This window comes from Lacrimispora amygdalina (genome assembly GCF_003432035.1).
Classification (GTDB): Bacteria; Bacillota; Clostridia; order Lachnospirales; family Lachnospiraceae; genus Lacrimispora; species Lacrimispora amygdalina.
Map to the genome: position 1 here is coordinate 103605 of NZ_QOHO01000023.1, position 16826 is coordinate 120430.

Genomic DNA, 16826 nt, shown 5'->3' on the forward strand with positions numbered 1-16826 from the left:
TAACAGATATATGTGATAAAATAAGTCATTCTGTCTATTTTTTAAGTGCAAATGATAATATGTATCGTTTGGAAAACATAACTAAATAATAATGTTTATTTTAATCTTTCTTCTTTCTAAACAAAAAAACAGGTGAAGATTAACCAGACATATCTTCACCCGTCTCATTAAACAATTCCATCTGTTTTCTTAACTAAAAATCCCCGTAACTGCATTCCAGATCTTTGCAAACACATTCTTCACTCGCTGCCATACTCCCACATCCACAGCAGCAGGTTCAATATCAACTGCATTATCATTCACATCATCTTCCGATATTTCCTCTGATCTTAAGATTATCTGAATACTGGAAGGAGTTGGATTCTTATCCGATGTAAAGGATACCATTTTATCATCTAAGTTCATTTCCAGAAGATTACTGTCATCTGCAATCTTATCCAGCTTCTCATCCATACTGTCCCTGATGCTCTCATTCGCCCCTTTCAGTTTCCCTGTGGTAGTTGAGGTATCCGCCGCCTTACCCAGAATATCAATCAATCCGTTTAAGGTATCCTTCGTGCCGCCTTCTACTGAACCCCGGTTGTTTTTTATGGTATTTTGAACACTCCGAAACAGGGAAATTACCTGATTGGTGGACGAACTGATCTGCTCTACAGAAGCCGCAGTATCATCAAGCATTAAATCAAAGGCCGCTTTATTGTCATTTTTTGTTTTATTTAAGCTGACCACATCTCCGATTGTAGTATCAATATCATATGAAATGGAAGCAAGCTTGCTGACAACTGCCTTGCTGTCCTTAACTCCGCCTTCCACATCAATTCCGGATATTGTATATCGTACACTGGATAAAATGTTGTTCATGGAGTTTAAGATTTTGGATAAAACAGCTGCTGTCTGTACCAGCGTAGCAGCATTGGGATCGCTTATTCCGGCGGCTGCGACCGATTGCAGCTGGGCGCGCAGCTTTGCTACCGCATCTGCACCCAATGAAAATTCCAGGTCATCTAATACATCATTCATATCACTCATAAGCTGCTGCATACTCTCTGCCTGCTTTTTTAAATCATCCTCACTTAACGCCTGGGATGGAGACGCTGTTGAACCAAGCTTTTTTAAAACAGCCTGAATTCCATCCAGCTGCTGTTCAATATCTTTGATTTCTTCTGTGATCTGGTTCGCATCAGATTCCTCCAGACCGTTTTGCAGATCACCCAGGGAATCTTTTAAATCTCTTAATGATGAAGATAAATTATAGAAGTCTTCTCCGGAATCCTGAAGTGTCTCCACCAGAGTATTCACTTTGTTATTCACATCATCAAGTCCCTGTTTATTAGCCTTAATGTCCGGCGCAAGCTGGCTGATCTTCTGATTTGCAGCCTCCAGGCCATCTATACTTGCATCTGTATTGGAAATAATCTCGTCTTTTGATGCATCAAAATTTTCTCTTGCACCCTGCAGCTGGCTAAGACCTTTTTTTGTAACATTCATACCATCACTGATGTTGTGCAGCGTATCAAGCATTTCATTCATACCATCCAACAATTCATCTGCGGAATCCTTAAATGTATCCTTTGCTTCTTTCACATCGGCAATATCACTGATCTGATCCAGAGTTCCCGGAACCATCATCATAATAATCCCGCTGGATTCAAAATCATGGGAACTTATTTCAATGTGAAATGTCTTTTTCTGACCTGGTACTGCCGCAAACAGAACAGCTTTATAGGTACCAATGGACTGGATCTGCGCTCCGGGCGCTTCAACAGAATTAACATCTTCCATATCTACCATAGTTGCAACCTGTAAAAGCATGTTGTTTTGATAATACACATTGGCATTCTTATTGGGAATGCAGTCTACATCTATCTCTACAAGCCCATCCGCATGCAGCAGGTCCTGGGCTTCTTTTGGCACACCGTTTAATTTATAAGAAATATCAAAATCCCAGGGAAGAACTACTTCGCCGTTATTTAACTGACATTCATAATAGAAGCGGTCCTTGGCATCCTCTGGAAGCTGCCAGATCACTGTGTCTCCGTCAATTACAGGCTTGGCGTAATTTGACATATTGGTAATATCGTTATAAGTTCCATAATCAGAAAAGGTACGAATTCCGTTTAGAGTTACTCCTTTTACCACACTGCTGTTTGTTTCTTTTCCGTAATAATCCAGATTTACATACAGAGTTTCATCAGTGGAAACGGCTGGCGGACCAGCGTAACTATTTCCCGCCATATTTATACAGATCATTGAAGTGATTAATGCTGCTGCCGTCAGCCGGTAAGCTGTGCTCCATTTACTCTTCATTGCTTTTCACTTCCTCCTTTTCCTGCTTCTTATCTTCTGTCTTTCTATCCTGCCTACTCTCTTTTTCACCGGATTTTGCCTTCTTCTGTTCCAACTGTTCTTTCTTCTGTTCCGACTTTTCTTTCTTCTTTTGTATCCGGTCCGCTTTGAATGCTTTTTTCTTTTCAATAACAGCTAAATGGGCAGCAACAATCTTCTGCCTCTTTCCTTCCTCCCACATTAACACAGGATCTGCCATTGTCAGAAGAACTGGTAACAAAAACAATACCATGATTACACTGATAAAAGCTCCCCGGCCAATTAAATGCCCAAGACCTGCGATCGCGGATACCGAAGAGATAAAATATAAACCGTACCCTACGATGGTTAAAATCGTTCCTGAAGTCAGAATGGAAAGCGCACTTTTGGATACGGTGTGCTTAATCGCTCTTGCCTTTTCCGGATACTTTTTCTTCATATCCATATAATTATTAGTCATCAGAATGGAATAATCCACCGTTGCTCCCAGCTGAAGGCAGCTGACGATAATATATCCCAGATACAAAATATCCTCTCCTGTAAAATAAGGAATTGCAAAGTTGAAAAATACGGCTACTTCTATGGGAATCAAAACAATAACAGGTATAATCAGTGACCGGAATGTAATCATAACCACCAGCCCTACTCCCAATATGGAAAGAATATTTACAAAGTTATAATCTTCTGTGATGATTGACTTGATATTCTGGGTAGATGGGATTACCCCTGTTATATAAGCTCCTTCCGGATAATACTTATTTACGATGGAACTGATCTCATCCGAACACTGGAATGCAAAATCACTTTCATCGGAAGATTTTACATAGATCATGATTCTGCTGTAATCTTTTGTGTGCATCAGGCTGGTGATGCTTTTTGGTATGATCGTTTCCGGAATTCCATCTGGTAAGGTGCCTGCCAAAGATGTGGCAGATCTTACATAGTCGAGATCCTTCAGTTCATCCGTTAAATTCTTTTCCGTTACCATTTTGGTATTGGGTACCACTGCAAGGATTAAATTACTCTTTCCAAAACGGCTGTTAATCTGCTGCTCATCATGGTATACCCTGGTACCGGGACTGGATCCAAGTGCGCCGTTACCGAACGTAAATGCATTCATATTCTGGGCTACGAAAGCCGGTATTATAAGAAGTGCTATTGCAGTCAGAACGCCATAACGCACTTTATGTACAAGAATACCTAGTCCATGGAACGACGGCATAAAAGAACGGTGCTCTGTCTTTTTAATTCTGTCTCCCCAGCGAAGCAAAAGAGATGGCATTAAAAACAGCACGGTTATAAGGCTGATAACAATTCCCTTTGCAAGTACAAATCCCAAATCCCGTCCAATGGAGAAACGCATCAGCATCAGAACCAGGAAACCGATAATTGTTGTTGCTCCGCTTGCAAGAATAGAGGGAATGGATTTGTGAAGTGCATTGGTAATCGCAGTCACCGGATCATCCCCTTTTTCCCGCTCCTTTGTAAAACTGTCCAGAAGGAAAACTGAATAATCCATAGCTACTGCCAGCTGTAAAATCGCTGCCACGCTGAACGTAATAAATGAAATCGTGCCTATAACCAGGTTGGTTCCCATATTAATGATAATTGCGATACCCATAATCATCAAAAAGAGAAATGGCTCAAACCATGAGGTCGTTGTTGCACACAAGACCAGTGCAATCATGATTACTCCCATCGCCATGGCAATGCTGATCTCCCTGGTAAGAGTTTCATTTAATGATTTATTCTGAACTGCAGATCCCATAAAATAGCCTTTGTCACCTGTCATCTTCTGCATCTGGCTGATGGCCGATTTCGTAAGACTGCTGGAATCGCCTTTCTTAAATATGATATCCATCACAGCATAATTGTCTTTATAGTAGTCCTGGATATCATCGTAATTAATAAAAATATTCGCTTTATAAACATCGGTGGTGGTATCAGCCCACATCACCATATCCACGCCGTCTATCGCTGCAATCCGGTCTTTGTAGGCCTTCGCTTCGTACAGCGTAACCGGTCCAACCATCACCCTTGCCGTACCAGGATAACCAAATTCTTCTTCCATAACATTAAGTCCTTTTTTAGCAGGAGCCCAGTCCGGAAGGTATTCGCTTAAATCATAATTGACGTGAACAAAGCAGGCGCAGACAGCAGATATAATCACTGCCAGTGCAAAGAACTTTTCTATTCGTCTGCCGTTCTTAACAATCAGCTCGATGAGCCCTGAATGTCTTTTTTTCGGCCTGCTTTCATGAATCTGCTTGTTTTTTTCTTTTGTTTTCACTGTCCTCACCCTTTTTTCGTCTTTTCAGTGTATACAATAATACCAATTTCTAGTTTTGTAATTATACAATCTGTTTAAGTTGAATGATTTTTCGACAAAATTCCAAATATGTCTAAACATATTGTCATTTTTTATCACTTAGGGTATAATGGATTTAATTTTATTGCTTACCTGTCTGCAATTTCTATTCATCATTTTTAATTCCCATTTTTCAACTGCTGTATATCGCATCAGGCGATTTACATAAATCAAATCTAAGGAGGTATACACATGGTATACGAACAATTTCAAAAAGCAGTAAAGGAATCACTGGAAGAACGCTTAGGCTCTGGCTACTGCCTGTCTCTTCAGACAGTTACAAAGAACAACGGACTTACTCTTGACGGCATCTGTATCGGAAAAGCACAGGAACACACGGCTCCAGCTATTTATCTTCAGACTTTCTATGATACATACCAAAAAGGAAAACCCCTGCCGCAAATTCTGGATGAGATTATAGAATTATACAGGACTCATCATTTACCGGAGGATAGTTTTATAGAAGAACTCCACTCAGAAATTCCATTAACAGACCGGATCATTTTCCGCCTCATCAATGAATCCGCCAATCGCTCTCTTCTTTTGGATCTCCCCCACTTATCTTATCCAGATCTGGATTTATCACTGATCTTCTGCCTGTCTCTGAACAAAAGTGACGATCAGCTTCTTACAGCTCTTATCCACAATTCCCATCAGAAATTATGGAACTTATCCACCGAAGATTTATACCTGGCTGCCAAAACTAACACTCCCCGCTTATTTCCCGCCCGAATCAGTTCTCTTATGGATGTGATAAAGGAGATCACCATGAAGGCTTCCGACACAGAAATAAAAGAAGAGGACTGGGCCGGGTTGTTTGAACCCTCGCCTTTGTCCCCTCCCATGTATGTCCTCACCAACACCTTTGGTGCCCATGGAGCAGCCTGCATGTTCTATGAAGGCATATTAAAAGACTTCGCAGAACGCACAGACGGCGATTTAATTATTCTGCCCTCCAGCATTCACGAAGTCTTAATGATCCCATACAGCAGCCAGATATCCTATGAGGAACTGGCACAAACCGTCTTCTCCATCAACCAGGAAGAGGTTGCAAAGGAAGACCGTCTCTCCAATCATATCTATCATTATTCCAAATCACAGAATCATCTGTCCATTGCTTTTACTTCTTCTTTCCCAATCGGAACAATGAATCCATAATAAAAATTGCCATGGCAATGGCACCTGAAATCTGCAGCGTCTCCACCAGATAATGGCTGGAAAGCACCGGATCATTGCTGATTACATAGGATACGCTTCGGTAAATGGACGCACCGGGCACCGAAGGAAGAATCCCGGCAACCAAAAACACGGTGACCGGTGCTTTACATACCCTGGCTGCAATATGACTGAACAGCGCCACCAATAGAGTAGATAAAAAGGCCGCAGCTATGACCGAACCGGCTGCGGCCTGTACAAGAAGGTACACCAGCCAGCCCACGGCTCCGATTGCGCCTGATAAAGCCAGATACTTTTTGGGAAGCTCCAGTATCAGGGAAAAACTGATCACTGCAAAAAATGCTCCAACTGTCTGAATCACCATATCAGGTTACCTCCGGTCAGCCATTGATACAATCCCATACCAGCTCCCACTCCGGCCGCTACCGCCAGAGCAACCACCACCGCTTCCACAATTCTTGCTGTACCCGATGCATAATCACCGTTTAACGTATCGCGGATTGCTGTCGTAAAGATCACTCCCGGCACCAGCGGCATAATGGCACCGATTATAATAATATCACTTTTTATACCGGGCAATGCCCACCGTTCAAGAAAAAGTGTTGTTAAGGCAATAAGAAAAGCGCAGAACGCATTGGCACAGAAATCATTTAAGCGAACCCTTACAGATGCTTCCATAGCCCCCGCTAACACGGCTCCGGTTATAGCAGCTGCCAGACAGTCTCTTGCGTTTCCGCCAAGAAGGAGTGTGAAAAATACAGCTACTCCCATAAAGCCCATATCCTTAAGCCTTTTATGAAACTGCACTGTTCCCCGGATCTCTTTCAGCCTGCCATATGCCTCTTCCACTGTCATAAGACCAGCGCAGAGCTTTCTGGATACATCATTTACCAGATAAACCCTGTTTAAATTGGTACTTCTTACATTCACCCTTCTTGCCACCGTAATAGCCTCAATTGAGGGATCATTTAAGGACGCAAAAATGCCTGTGGAAAAAACAATCGCTTCTGCCGTATCCCGGCCTGCTTTTCTCAAAATGTGGTCAATGGTATCTTCCACGCGAAAGATTTCCGCACCACTTATCAACATAATCTCACCTGCCAGAACTGCAGTTTCCACAAGCAGTTTATCATTCATCGGTTTATCCTCTATCCAATTAAAAAATCAAGCTTCCAATCTGGTACACCATAACAGCAAATATCCAGGCAACTGCCAGCTGAAAAAACACCATTCCAAGAGTCCATCTCAGTGATCCGGTTTCTTTCTTTATGGTAGCAACTGCTGCAATACACGGGGAATAAAGAAGGCAGAAAATCATCAGTGCATATGCATTCACACCGCCAAACCCCACACTTCCCAGTAATCCGGACAATTCACCCATTCCTGCTGCCGAATTAATATTGCTGATTCCAAATAATACGGAAAAGCTGGAAACAACCACTTCCTTTGCGGATAGCCCTGAGATAAGCGCAACAGCTATTCTCCAGTCTCCAAGCCCTGCAGGAGTAAGAACCGGAATTAAAACTCTGCCGATCATCGCTGCGAAGCTTTGTGAAACATCCGTGACAAATCCGTTTAATCCGGTATTTAGTACAAACCAGAGCACGATGGAAGCCAAAAATATGGTAGTACCCGCTTTCCCGAGGTAATCCTTAACCTTATCCCACACATAGATGGCAACGGTTCTTGCATTGGGTGTCTTATATTCCGGCAATTCAATTAAAAGTGTATCCTCTTCCTGTGATTTTATTATCTTATGAGTCACATGAGCAATTATAATTGCAACCAGAAGTCCGATTAAATACAAAGAATAAGCTGCAATCAGCGCGTGTTCCGGAAAAAACATCTCCGAAAATAAGACGTAAATGGGAAGTCTGGCAGAGCAGGACATAAAAGGTGTAATGAGTATTGTCCTTCGCCTGTCCCTTTCACTGGGCAGCGCTCTTGCTGCCATTACAGCCGGCACCGTACAGCCAAACCCTAAAAGCATGGGAAGAAACGCTTTACCGGAAAGTCCCACTCTCCCCATAATTTCATTCATAACATAAGCAACTCTCGCCATATAACCGCTGTCTTCCAAAAAAGCCAGTGCGAGAAACAGAATAAAAATATTAGGCAGAAACGTGAGGATTCCTCCTACACCTGCAACAATTCCATCAACTACCAGAGAAGTGATCCAGTCAGCCGCATGGATCCCTGTCATCAGCTGAAACATAAACGTAGATAAATGGTCCAGGGCAATCTCAAAATATCCCTTTAAGAAATCTCCCACTGTAAACGTCAGAAAAAACACCATGGCCATAATACCAAGAAACAGAGGAACTCCCCAGAACGGATGGGTTAAATAAGCATCTATCTTATCCGTCATTGCCGCCTTCTGTTCTTTATTTACGAGACACTCATGAATAACCCCTTCTATATAATCATATTTCTCATTAATAATCTCTTTTTCATAATTATGGTCAATAATATTGCTTAAATCAACCGGATGATCATTTGCAACCTCTTCATCATATTCCAGAAACTTGATCGCATGCCACCTTAGATTCCTAAGCTTTCCATAATGGGCTTTCAGCACTGTTTCCACTTTGGATATCTTATTCTCAATCCGGGGCGAGTACGTAACCACAACACCCTGGGGCCCTTCCTCATAATGATGAACAACTGCATGCATAAGCACATCAAGACCGGTCCGTTTCCTTGCAGATACCGGTACTACAGGAATATTCCCAAGCATCTCCGGCAGTCGGTGAAGATCAATCTCCATGCCTCTGTCTTCCACAATATCCATCATGTTAAGTGCCAGAATTACAGGCTTTTTCAGTTCCAGAAGCTGAAGTGTCAAATATAAATTACGCTCCAGAGAGGAAGCATCCACAACGTTAATAATCACATCAACCGATTCATCTTCCAGACACTTTCTCGTAACAATCTCTTCTATTGTATAGCTGGTCAGACTGTAGATTCCCGGTGTATCAATCACCCGTATGGACTGGCCTTTGTAGCTGGTCTCCCCTTCCACGCGCTCTACCGTAACCCCCGGCCAGTTTGCCACTTTCAGCCTTGCACCGGTAAACGCGTTAAATAAGGTTGTCTTTCCGCAGTTTGGATTGCCGACAAATGCAACACGGATCATTCTGCTGTCATCATTCATGGCCGGTCTCCTCCTTTATCTCGATTCCCTCTGAGATCTTCCTTCCCAGAGCCAGACGAGTCCCCCTGACCTTTATGATCACGGTGCCGCTTCCCTTTTTATTTAACAGGGTAACCGGCGTCATCTCATTGACGCCTAACGCTTCCAGCCTTCTTGTAATGGCATCTTTCACCATAACACTGTATACAATGTAGGTCTTTCCGATATCTCCTTCATGAAGCTTCATAATAATCTCCTCTGAATGCAGCCGGTTCCATAACCGGCGCACCAGGGTCCTCTCCCTGGATTGCATCCATAGAGATTTTACACTTGTTGAGAATCATTGTCAACATTATCTGCATGCCTTAGAAATATTTTTCACTGACTGATGTCATTTAGCATCTTTTTCACCTGTACCATACGGTCACGCAGCTTCGCTGCCTCTTCGAAATTCAGTTCTGCTGCAGCCTGGTGCATCTTTTTTGTCAATTCCTTTGAGAGCTTCTCCAGTTCCTTCGCATCCATGGATTCAGGATCCTTTTTAAATTCCTTTTCATCGGCTGCTGCAGCCTTTGATATGGCAATCAGATCGCGGACTGCTTTTTTAATGGTAGTAGGAGTAATTCCATGCTCTTCATTATAACGTTCCTGAATCGCTCTTCTCCGGTTGGTCTCTTCAATTGCCACTCTCATGGAATCCGTCATATTATCTGCATACATGATCACGTGACCTTCCGAGTTTCTGGCAGCCCTTCCTATGGTCTGTATGAGAGAAGTTTCTGAACGGAGAAATCCTTCCTTATCCGCATCCAGAATGGCCACCAGCGTAATCTCAGGAATGTCAAGACCTTCCCTTAAAAGGTTAATTCCTACCAGGACATCGAAAACATCAAGACGCATATCACGGATAATTTCCGAGCGTTCCAGAGTATCAATATCGGAATGGAGGTACTTTACCCGGATTCCAACCTCCCTCATATAATCCGTCAGATCCTCTGCCATACGCTTGGTCAAAGTGGTTATCAGAATCTTATTCTTCTTTTCCACTTCTTTATTGACCTCAGCAATCAGATCATCAATCTGTCCTTCCACCGGACGAACGTCAATCTCAGGATCCAGTAGTCCGGTTGGCCGAATGATCTGTTCCACTCTTAACAGTTCGTGCTGTGATTCGTAAACAGAAGGAGTTGCTGAAACAAACATCATCTGGTTAATCTTGGATTCGAATTCTTCAAAATTCAATGGCCGGTTATCAAGCGCTGAGGGAAGGCGGAATCCAAAATTCACAAGAGTGGTTTTTCTTGAACGGTCACCGGCGTACATTCCTCTCACCTGGGGCAGAGTGATGTGGGACTCGTCCACAATGATTAAAAAATCATCGGGGAAATAATCAATTAAGGTGTAAGGCGGCTCTCCCGGTTTCCCCCCGGTCAGATGTCTGGAATAATTCTCAATTCCGGAACAGAAGCCGGTCTCTTTCATCATTTCCACATCAAAATTAGTCCGCTCAGAGATTCTCTGGGCCTCTAAAAGCTTGTCTTCACTTTTAAAATACTCCACCTGCTCCTTTAGCTCCGCAAGAATCGTCGAAGCTGCATGCTCCATCTTCTCTTTGGAAACAACATAATGGGAAGCGGGAAATACCGCAATATGGCCCAGTTCTGCCCGGATCTCTCCTGTCAGTGTGTCAATTTCCGTGATCCGGTCAACCTCATCACCAAAGAATTCCACACGGTAAGCTTCGCTGCCGGAATAGGAAGGAAAAATCTCCACCACATCACCCCGGACGCGAAACGTACCACGCCTGAAATCCATATCATTCCGGTCATACTGAATATCGATCAGCTTATGAATCACTTCATCCCGGTCCTTTATCATGCCGGGCCGTAAGGATATCACCATCTCCTGATAATCAATGGGGCTGCCCAGTCCATAAATGCAGGAAACCGAAGCAACGATAATCACATCTTTGCGCTCTGACAATGCCGCAGTGGCGGAATGGCGCAGCTTATCGATCTCATCATTGATGGAGGAATCCTTTTCAATGTAAGTATCGGTAGATGGTACGTATGCTTCGGGCTGGTAATAATCGTAATAGGAAACAAAATACTCCACTGCATTCTCCGGAAAGAACTCCTTGAATTCTCCGTAAAGCTGTGCAGCAAGAGTTTTGTTGTGAGCAATAATCAATGTAGGCTTCTGCAATTCCTGTATGACATTCGCCATGGTAAAGGTCTTTCCAGAGCCGGTAACTCCCAGTAAGGTCTGAAACTGATTGCCCTCCTTAAATCCTCTCACAAGCTGGTCTATAGCCTGGGGCTGATCGCCGGTGGGGGCAAATTCTGAATGCAACTGAAACTCCATACGTTCTTTTTACCTCCTTGGTGACAATATCGTACCAAGATTATAACATAGCAAAGATAAAAAGTATAGGCAGGGAAGGAACATTTGTTCTGATTTATTTTTGGTAAACTGCTTCCTCTTCTGAGCTTACAATCCGGCCGGTTACTGCGCAGGCTGCTGCGGTTTTAGGTGAAGCCAGATATATTTCCACCCTGGAAGTTCCCATTCTCCCGAGGAAATTCCTGTTATTGGTAGCCACTACCCGTTCCCCGTCGCTTAATATTCCTCCGGTTCTGCCGCAGCATAAACCGCACCCCGGATGGGTGATTATGGCACCTGCATCAGAAAGGATCTCCATAATCCCCTGTTCCATGGCTTCCTGATAAACCTTCCGGCTGGCAGGTGTTATGATAAGCTTTACATAATCTGCTACTTTTCTTCCCTTTAACACCTCCGCTGCTGCTGCCAGATCCTCCAGACGGCCGTTGGTACAGGAACCGATGAATACCTGATCAATCACAATCCCCTTCAGTTCACTGACCGGCTTAATTTTATCCACCTGGGAAGGACATGCCATGACTGGAACAAAATCCTCTGCGTTGTACCGGATTACTCTTTTGTATACCGCATCCTCATCTCCGGTGAGACTCTTCTGGTAATCGCTTAGCTGTATCTCACAATACTCAGCTGTTTTCTCATCCGGCGTAAACAGGGCACATTTTGCACCTGCTTCAACAGCCATATTGGCGATGGTCATACGGCTTGCCACTGACATCTCCTCCACGGTGCTTCCTGTAAATTCAAGAGCCAGATAAGTTGCGCCGTCAGCACCTAAATCCCCGATCAGGCGAAGGATAATATCCTTAGACATCACATGATCGGGAAGTCTGCCTTCAATAACCACCTTTATGGTCTCCGGCACTTTGATCCACATGGTGCCGGTACCCAGAATACTTGCCATCTCCGTATAACCGATTCCCGATGAAAATGCCCCCACGCAGCCATATGTAGTAGTATGGCTGTCTGTGCCAAATACCACATCTCCCGGTTTAACATAGCCGGCTTCCGTCATCAGCTGGTGACAGATTCCATCGCTTCTGTGCACATGCTTCATGCCGTATTTTGCTGCAAATGCATCTCCGATCCGGAAATGCCTGGTATCATCTAACTGGCTGGCAGGAACCAGATGGTCATAGATCAAAACAGCTTTGTCCGGATCCCAGAGCTTTTTAAATCCCATCTCCTCAAATTTATCTGCTACAAAGGGAATGAAAATGTCATGTATCATCACCCGGTCTGCTTTCACAGTTACGATATCTCCCGGTTTTACATTTTGCGCACCTGTATTATGCCTTATTATTTTCTCAATGATTGTACTTCCCATTGCCCCCTCCTTAATCCAGTCCGTTCCGTTTTCTCATGGCTTTTACAAGTCCGCCTGCATTTATAATATCTACCAGGTTCTGAGGCAGTGATGCGATCTCATAAAATCTGCCCTGATATTCCACATGCTCATTTACCGTAACTTTAATGGTATCCCCTTCCGTCATATCATCATACAAATCCGGCTGTTCAATGAGAAGAAGCCCATTGTTAATGGAATTGCGGAAGAATATTCTGGCAAAGGATTTGGCAATTACACATTTCACACCCAGAGCTTTAATAATCTCAGGCGCCTGCTCTCTTGATGATCCGCAGCCAAAGTTTTTTCCAGCTACAACGATATCACCTTCTTTTATCCTGCCTGCCAGTTCCGGCCGGAGAGGGCTAAATCCGTACTGCTTCATCTCCTCTATGGTTTTAAGCGCCAGATATTCCGTGGGGATAATGATGTCCGTATCGATATCATCTCCCAGAACCCAGACTTTTCCTGTAAATGTCTCCATTCTTATTTCCTTTCCCCTTCGCTATGCAAGCGTAATTTCCCCGGCAATCGCTGATGCCGTCACAGTGGCAGCAGAACCTAAGTATACCTTGGAACTGGGATGACCTGCCCTTCCTTTAAAATTACGGGTCCCCGTACTGATCAGAACCTCATTCTCACCAATTACCCCCTGGCAGCTTCCCCAGCAGACGCTGCAGTTGGGATTCATCACTATGGCTCCGGATTCCATGAAGATATCAATGAGTCCTTCTTTTAACGCCTGTTTGTATACGAAAAGACTTGCCGGAACGACTAAAAACCGGACGTTTTCCGCTACCTTTTTTCCCTTGATAATCCCCGCACCGATCCTCAGTTCTTCAATCCGCCCATTGTTGCAGGAGCCTAAAAATGCCTCATCAATTTTTACTCCGCAAACCTCTTTTGCAGGAACCACATCATCTACAAAATCCGGTCTTGCAATCACAGGTTCTATGGTTGACAAATCAATCGTATATTCCCTTGCATAAACCGCATCAGGATCACTTTTGTATACAGCCTTTGGTTTTCTTCCCCATTCTTCCAGATATTCCAGTGCGGTTTCATCCGCCTCAAAGATGCCTGTCTTGGCCCCTGCCTCAACCGATAAATTGCATAAAACCATACGGTCATTGACACTCAGCGTCTTTGCTCCCTCTCCGCAAAATTCCATCACCTGATAGTTGCAGCCATTGGCTCCGATCTGTCCGATGATAGTAAGCATTAAATCTCTTGGATAAACGCCGTCAGGAAGCTTTCCGACCAGATTGAATTTAACAGATTCCGGGACCAGTACCCAGGAGGTGCCGGTAACCATTCCGTAAAGGAAGTCTGTACATCCCACTCCTGTGCCGAAAGCACCTAACGCACCGTAGGTACAGGTATGGCTGTCAGCACCAAAGATCAGTTCTCCGGGACAGACATAATTTTCCATCATAATCTGATGACATACACCCTTCCCCTCCCAGAAATCAATCTTATGCTCTCTGGCAAAATCTCTCATCTTCTTCTGGGCTGCAGCCGTCTTCGGATTGTCTGCAGGCACATTGTGATCCACAATAAAGACCAGTTTGCCTGGATCAGCAATGCGGGGTTTTGTCAGCTTGTTATGATACATGTCAACCGTTAAATGGGTTGTTCCGTCATTGCTCATCAGGCGGTCTAAATTAACAGTATGAATATCACCCGGTTTAACATGATCCACACCGGCAGCAGCCGCTATGATTTTCTCTGCGATTGTCATTCCCATACCTAATCCTCCTTATTTAAAGATGCAATCAGGCCGCCCTGATTCAAAATATTCTGCATGTATTCAGGAAGCTTTGTACAGGAGTACTCTTTTTTGTTAGCCCTTACAATTCCTTCTGACAAAGAAAGCTCCATGACATCTCCGGTACTCACTTCATCCGGAAGTTCTTTGCAGACAATCACCGGGAGCCCTATATTAATTGCATTTCGAAAGAAAATTCTGGCAAATGATTTTGCTATCACCGCTTCCACCCCCAGAGCCTTTAATACTCCCGGTGCCTGCTCTCTCGATGAACCGCAGCCAAAATTCTCCCCTCCCACTACGTAATCTCCCGCTTTTACTTTCTTTGGAAACTCAGGATCAAGAGATTCAAATGTATGTACTTTCATTTCTTCCAGATCAGGCAATAAAAGATACTGGGAGCCTATAATCTGATCTGTATCAAGATCATTATGAAATTTAAAAATTGTACCTGACGGCATAAGGTTTCCTCCTGCTTTAAAGTAATACATATTCTTTTTTTTATTTTACCACAGCCATTTATATAATAATAATACATGATATGAATATTTACTATAACATAAGATTATACTGTATTTGTTTCATCCGCCATTGTAAATCCGGCACATTTAGTATATCATATTTTTTATACCATCAATCATCAGGAGGACATTTTATGTACAGCTTTAATAATGATTACAGCGAAGGCGCGCATCCAAAGATCCTGGAGGCGGTCACCCGGACCAATCTGGATCAGAACGGCGGCTACGGAATTGACGGACACTGCGCTCATGCCAGAGAGATGATCAGGCAGGAAATCGGGCGCCAGGACGCTGATGTTCATTTTATTGTGGGAGGAACCCAAACCAATTTAATTACCATCGGAACAGCTCTTAAACCGTGGCAGGCGGTGATCTGTGTAGCTCAGGGACATATTAATGTTCACGAAACCGGTGCAATAGAAGCAACCGGCCATAAAGTTCTGGCTATGCCCGGTAAAGACGGAAAACTGACTCCTGATGATATCATTCAGGCGTTACAGCATCATGCAGACGAACATATGGTCCAGCCCAAAATGGTCTATATCTCCAATTCTACAGAAATCGGAACCCAGTATTCCAAGACAGAACTGGAAGAAATCCACAGCCTGTGTCTGGAAAAGAACCTCTATCTCTTTTTAGACGGCGCCCGCCTGGGATCTGCACTGACCAGTGCAGTAAACGACTTAACGGTAAAGGATATCGCTGCTTTAACCGATGTTTTTTATATTGGCGGAACAAAAGCCGGTGCTTTGTTCGGCGAAGCCCTGATCATCAGCCATCCGGATTTAAAACCGGATTTCCGCTTCATGATGAAGCAGCGCGGCGCGCTGCTGGCAAAAGGCTGGCTCTTAGGCATTCAGTTTGAGGAGCTGTTTACGGACAACCTCTACTATGAACTGGCTTCCCATGCCAATGCCATGGCTGATATCTTAAGAAAAGGAATTGATGACTGCGGCTATTCCTTTGCTTCCCCTTCATTCACCAACCAGCTGTTTCCCATATTTCCTGAAAGTGTAATAGAAAAGCTCAAAGAAGAATTTATATTTTCTATTCAGGAAAAAGGAACTGACGGACATCTGGTCATTCGTCTGGTTACCTCCTGGGCGACCAGGGAAGACGAATGCAGACACTTTCTAAGTGTACTTAAAACCTGCTCCATGTGATGAAAAAGCCCTTAAGAAACAGGCAATCTGATTGCTTGATATGCTCCCTTCTAGGTAGACAAGTGAAATAATAAAACTTGTTTATCTAGAAGGGAGTGTTTTTTATACCTAGAAATGTATCACCACAGAACAAACTACAAGCAGTTAGCGAATATCTTGCTGGAAAAGGAAGCCAGAAATGTATAGCTAAGAAATATGGTTGTGACCAAAAATCTTTGTCTGCATGGATAAATAACTATAAGGTCTTTGGAGAATCAGCCTTTATTAGAACTGGTCACAACCAAAACTATAGTTCAGAATTCAGAAATAAAGTAGTTCAATCTTTTCTTTCAGGAGAAGGTTCCTACGAAGAGCTTGCAATAAAATTTAAAATTCCTGCAAGATCTACTGTTAGGAGCTGGATTATGAAGTATAATGATCATGAAGAGTTTAAATCTTCCGGGACAGGAGGAGGTACAATCATGACAAAAGGAAGAACTACCACGTTTGACGAACGAATAGAAATAGTACAGTATTGTAGATAAGCGTGTGCTTCGTATTTGCCGTAAAGGTAATATTAAATCAACTATTAAGTATTCCAATAATGGGTGTACAAGGCAAGCAGCAAACCCACAGTATATAGCTGAA

General features: G+C 43.5%; 14 protein-coding genes. 3 read left to right on the top strand and 11 right to left on the bottom strand.

The features are described 5' to 3' along the window. Positions 1 to 189 precede the first annotated feature (189 nt). Together DS742_RS08200 and DS742_RS08205 are read right to left on the bottom strand one after the other, a co-directional pair. The gene (locus DS742_RS08200; RefSeq protein ID WP_117416502.1) at positions 190 to 2307 is read right to left on the bottom strand and encodes a hypothetical protein; all 2118 of its coding nucleotides are present in this window, start codon (positions 2305 to 2307) and stop codon (positions 190 to 192) included. Beyond that, positions 2297 to 4615: an efflux RND transporter permease subunit gene (locus DS742_RS08205; protein ID WP_117416503.1), complete on the bottom strand. Its 2319-nt coding sequence runs from the start codon at positions 4613 to 4615 to the stop codon at positions 2297 to 2299. The genes DS742_RS08200 and DS742_RS08205 overlap by 11 nt, the downstream gene beginning before the upstream one ends. 270 nt (positions 4616 to 4885) lie before the next feature. Here DS742_RS08205 and DS742_RS08210 point away from each other — a divergent pair, with 270 nt between their 5' ends. After that, positions 4886 to 5851 (top strand): DUF5688 family protein, encoded by a 966-nt coding sequence (locus tag DS742_RS08210; RefSeq protein ID WP_117416504.1) that lies wholly within the window; start codon positions 4886 to 4888, stop codon positions 5849 to 5851. On the opposite strand, the gene DS742_RS08215 is transcribed toward DS742_RS08210, so the two are convergent. The 9 genes from DS742_RS08215 to DS742_RS08255 form a co-directional block, all read right to left on the bottom strand. Beyond that, on the bottom strand, positions 5814 to 6233 hold the full coding sequence (locus DS742_RS08215; RefSeq protein ID WP_117416505.1) for a threonine/serine exporter family protein: 420 nt from the start codon (positions 6231 to 6233) through the stop codon (positions 5814 to 5816). The genes DS742_RS08210 and DS742_RS08215 overlap by 38 nt on opposite strands. After that, entirely contained in the window at positions 6227 to 7006 is a 780-nt protein-coding gene (locus tag DS742_RS08220) for a threonine/serine exporter family protein (protein ID WP_117416506.1), read from the bottom strand. The genes DS742_RS08215 and DS742_RS08220 overlap by 7 nt, the downstream gene beginning before the upstream one ends. 19 nt (positions 7007 to 7025) lie before the next feature. After that, positions 7026 to 9023, bottom strand: a complete 1998-nt coding sequence (feoB, locus tag DS742_RS08225; protein WP_117416507.1) for a ferrous iron transport protein B — start codon at positions 9021 to 9023, stop codon at positions 7026 to 7028. Continuing rightward, positions 9016 to 9249, bottom strand: coding sequence for a FeoA family protein (locus tag DS742_RS08230; protein ID WP_117416508.1), 234 nt, complete (start codon positions 9247 to 9249; stop codon positions 9016 to 9018). Before DS742_RS08230 ends, feoB begins: the two co-directional genes overlap by 8 nt. A 131-nt stretch (positions 9250 to 9380) precedes the next feature. Next, on the bottom strand, positions 9381 to 11366 hold the full coding sequence (uvrB, locus tag DS742_RS08235; protein WP_117416509.1) for an excinuclease ABC subunit UvrB: 1986 nt from the start codon (positions 11364 to 11366) through the stop codon (positions 9381 to 9383). A gap of 94 nt (positions 11367 to 11460) precedes the next feature. After that, positions 11461 to 12729: a 3-isopropylmalate dehydratase large subunit gene (locus DS742_RS08240; RefSeq protein ID WP_117416510.1), complete on the bottom strand. Its 1269-nt coding sequence runs from the start codon at positions 12727 to 12729 to the stop codon at positions 11461 to 11463. A gap of 10 nt (positions 12730 to 12739) precedes the next feature. Further along, the gene (locus DS742_RS08245; RefSeq protein WP_117416511.1) at positions 12740 to 13231 is read right to left on the bottom strand and encodes a LeuD/DmdB family oxidoreductase small subunit; all 492 of its coding nucleotides are present in this window, start codon (positions 13229 to 13231) and stop codon (positions 12740 to 12742) included. 21 nt (positions 13232 to 13252) lie between these two features. Further along, the gene (locus tag DS742_RS08250) at positions 13253 to 14494 is read right to left on the bottom strand and encodes a 3-isopropylmalate dehydratase large subunit (RefSeq protein WP_117416512.1); all 1242 of its coding nucleotides are present in this window, start codon (positions 14492 to 14494) and stop codon (positions 13253 to 13255) included. A 2-nt stretch (positions 14495 to 14496) separates the two neighbouring features. Beyond that, positions 14497 to 14976, bottom strand: a complete 480-nt coding sequence (locus tag DS742_RS08255) for a LeuD/DmdB family oxidoreductase small subunit (RefSeq protein ID WP_117416513.1) — start codon at positions 14974 to 14976, stop codon at positions 14497 to 14499. Between the two features lie 194 nt (positions 14977 to 15170). On the opposite strand from DS742_RS08255, the gene DS742_RS08260 reads away from it, so the two are divergent. Both DS742_RS08260 and DS742_RS08265 read left to right on the top strand, forming a co-directional pair. After that, on the top strand, positions 15171 to 16199 hold the full coding sequence (locus DS742_RS08260; RefSeq protein ID WP_117416514.1) for a threonine aldolase family protein: 1029 nt from the start codon (positions 15171 to 15173) through the stop codon (positions 16197 to 16199). Between the two features lie 95 nt (positions 16200 to 16294). Beyond that, positions 16295 to 16723 carry a helix-turn-helix domain-containing protein gene (locus tag DS742_RS08265; RefSeq protein ID WP_117416515.1) on the top strand — a complete coding sequence of 143 codons (429 nt, stop codon included), beginning with the start codon at positions 16295 to 16297 and terminating at the stop codon, positions 16721 to 16723. Positions 16724 to 16826 lie beyond the last annotated feature (103 nt).

What these genes read in the sequence shown, in the direction of transcription:
- DS742_RS08200 (WP_117416502.1), bottom strand. Translation starts at nt 2,307, where the DNA reads ATGAAGAGTAAATGGAGCACAGCTTACCGGCTGACGGCAGCAGCATTA.
- DS742_RS08210 (WP_117416504.1), top strand. Translation starts at nt 4,886, where the DNA reads ATGGTATACGAACAATTTCAAAAAGCAGTAAAGGAATCACTGGAAGAA.
- DS742_RS08215 (WP_117416505.1), bottom strand. Translation starts at nt 6,233, where the DNA reads ATGGTGATTCAGACAGTTGGAGCATTTTTTGCAGTGATCAGTTTTTCC.
- DS742_RS08220 (WP_117416506.1), bottom strand. Translation starts at nt 7,006, where the DNA reads ATGAATGATAAACTGCTTGTGGAAACTGCAGTTCTGGCAGGTGAGATT.
- feoB (WP_117416507.1), bottom strand. Translation starts at nt 9,023, where the DNA reads ATGAATGATGACAGCAGAATGATCCGTGTTGCATTTGTCGGCAATCCA.
- DS742_RS08230 (WP_117416508.1), bottom strand. Translation starts at nt 9,249, where the DNA reads ATGAAGCTTCATGAAGGAGATATCGGAAAGACCTACATTGTATACAGT.
- uvrB (WP_117416509.1), bottom strand. Translation starts at nt 11,366, where the DNA reads ATGGAGTTTCAGTTGCATTCAGAATTTGCCCCCACCGGCGATCAGCCC.
- DS742_RS08240 (WP_117416510.1), bottom strand. Translation starts at nt 12,729, where the DNA reads ATGGGAAGTACAATCATTGAGAAAATAATAAGGCATAATACAGGTGCG.
- DS742_RS08245 (WP_117416511.1), bottom strand. Translation starts at nt 13,231, where the DNA reads ATGGAGACATTTACAGGAAAAGTCTGGGTTCTGGGAGATGATATCGAT.
- DS742_RS08250 (WP_117416512.1), bottom strand. Translation starts at nt 14,494, where the DNA reads ATGGGAATGACAATCGCAGAGAAAATCATAGCGGCTGCTGCCGGTGTG.
- DS742_RS08255 (WP_117416513.1), bottom strand. Translation starts at nt 14,976, where the DNA reads ATGCCGTCAGGTACAATTTTTAAATTTCATAATGATCTTGATACAGAT.
- DS742_RS08260 (WP_117416514.1), top strand. Translation starts at nt 15,171, where the DNA reads ATGTACAGCTTTAATAATGATTACAGCGAAGGCGCGCATCCAAAGATC.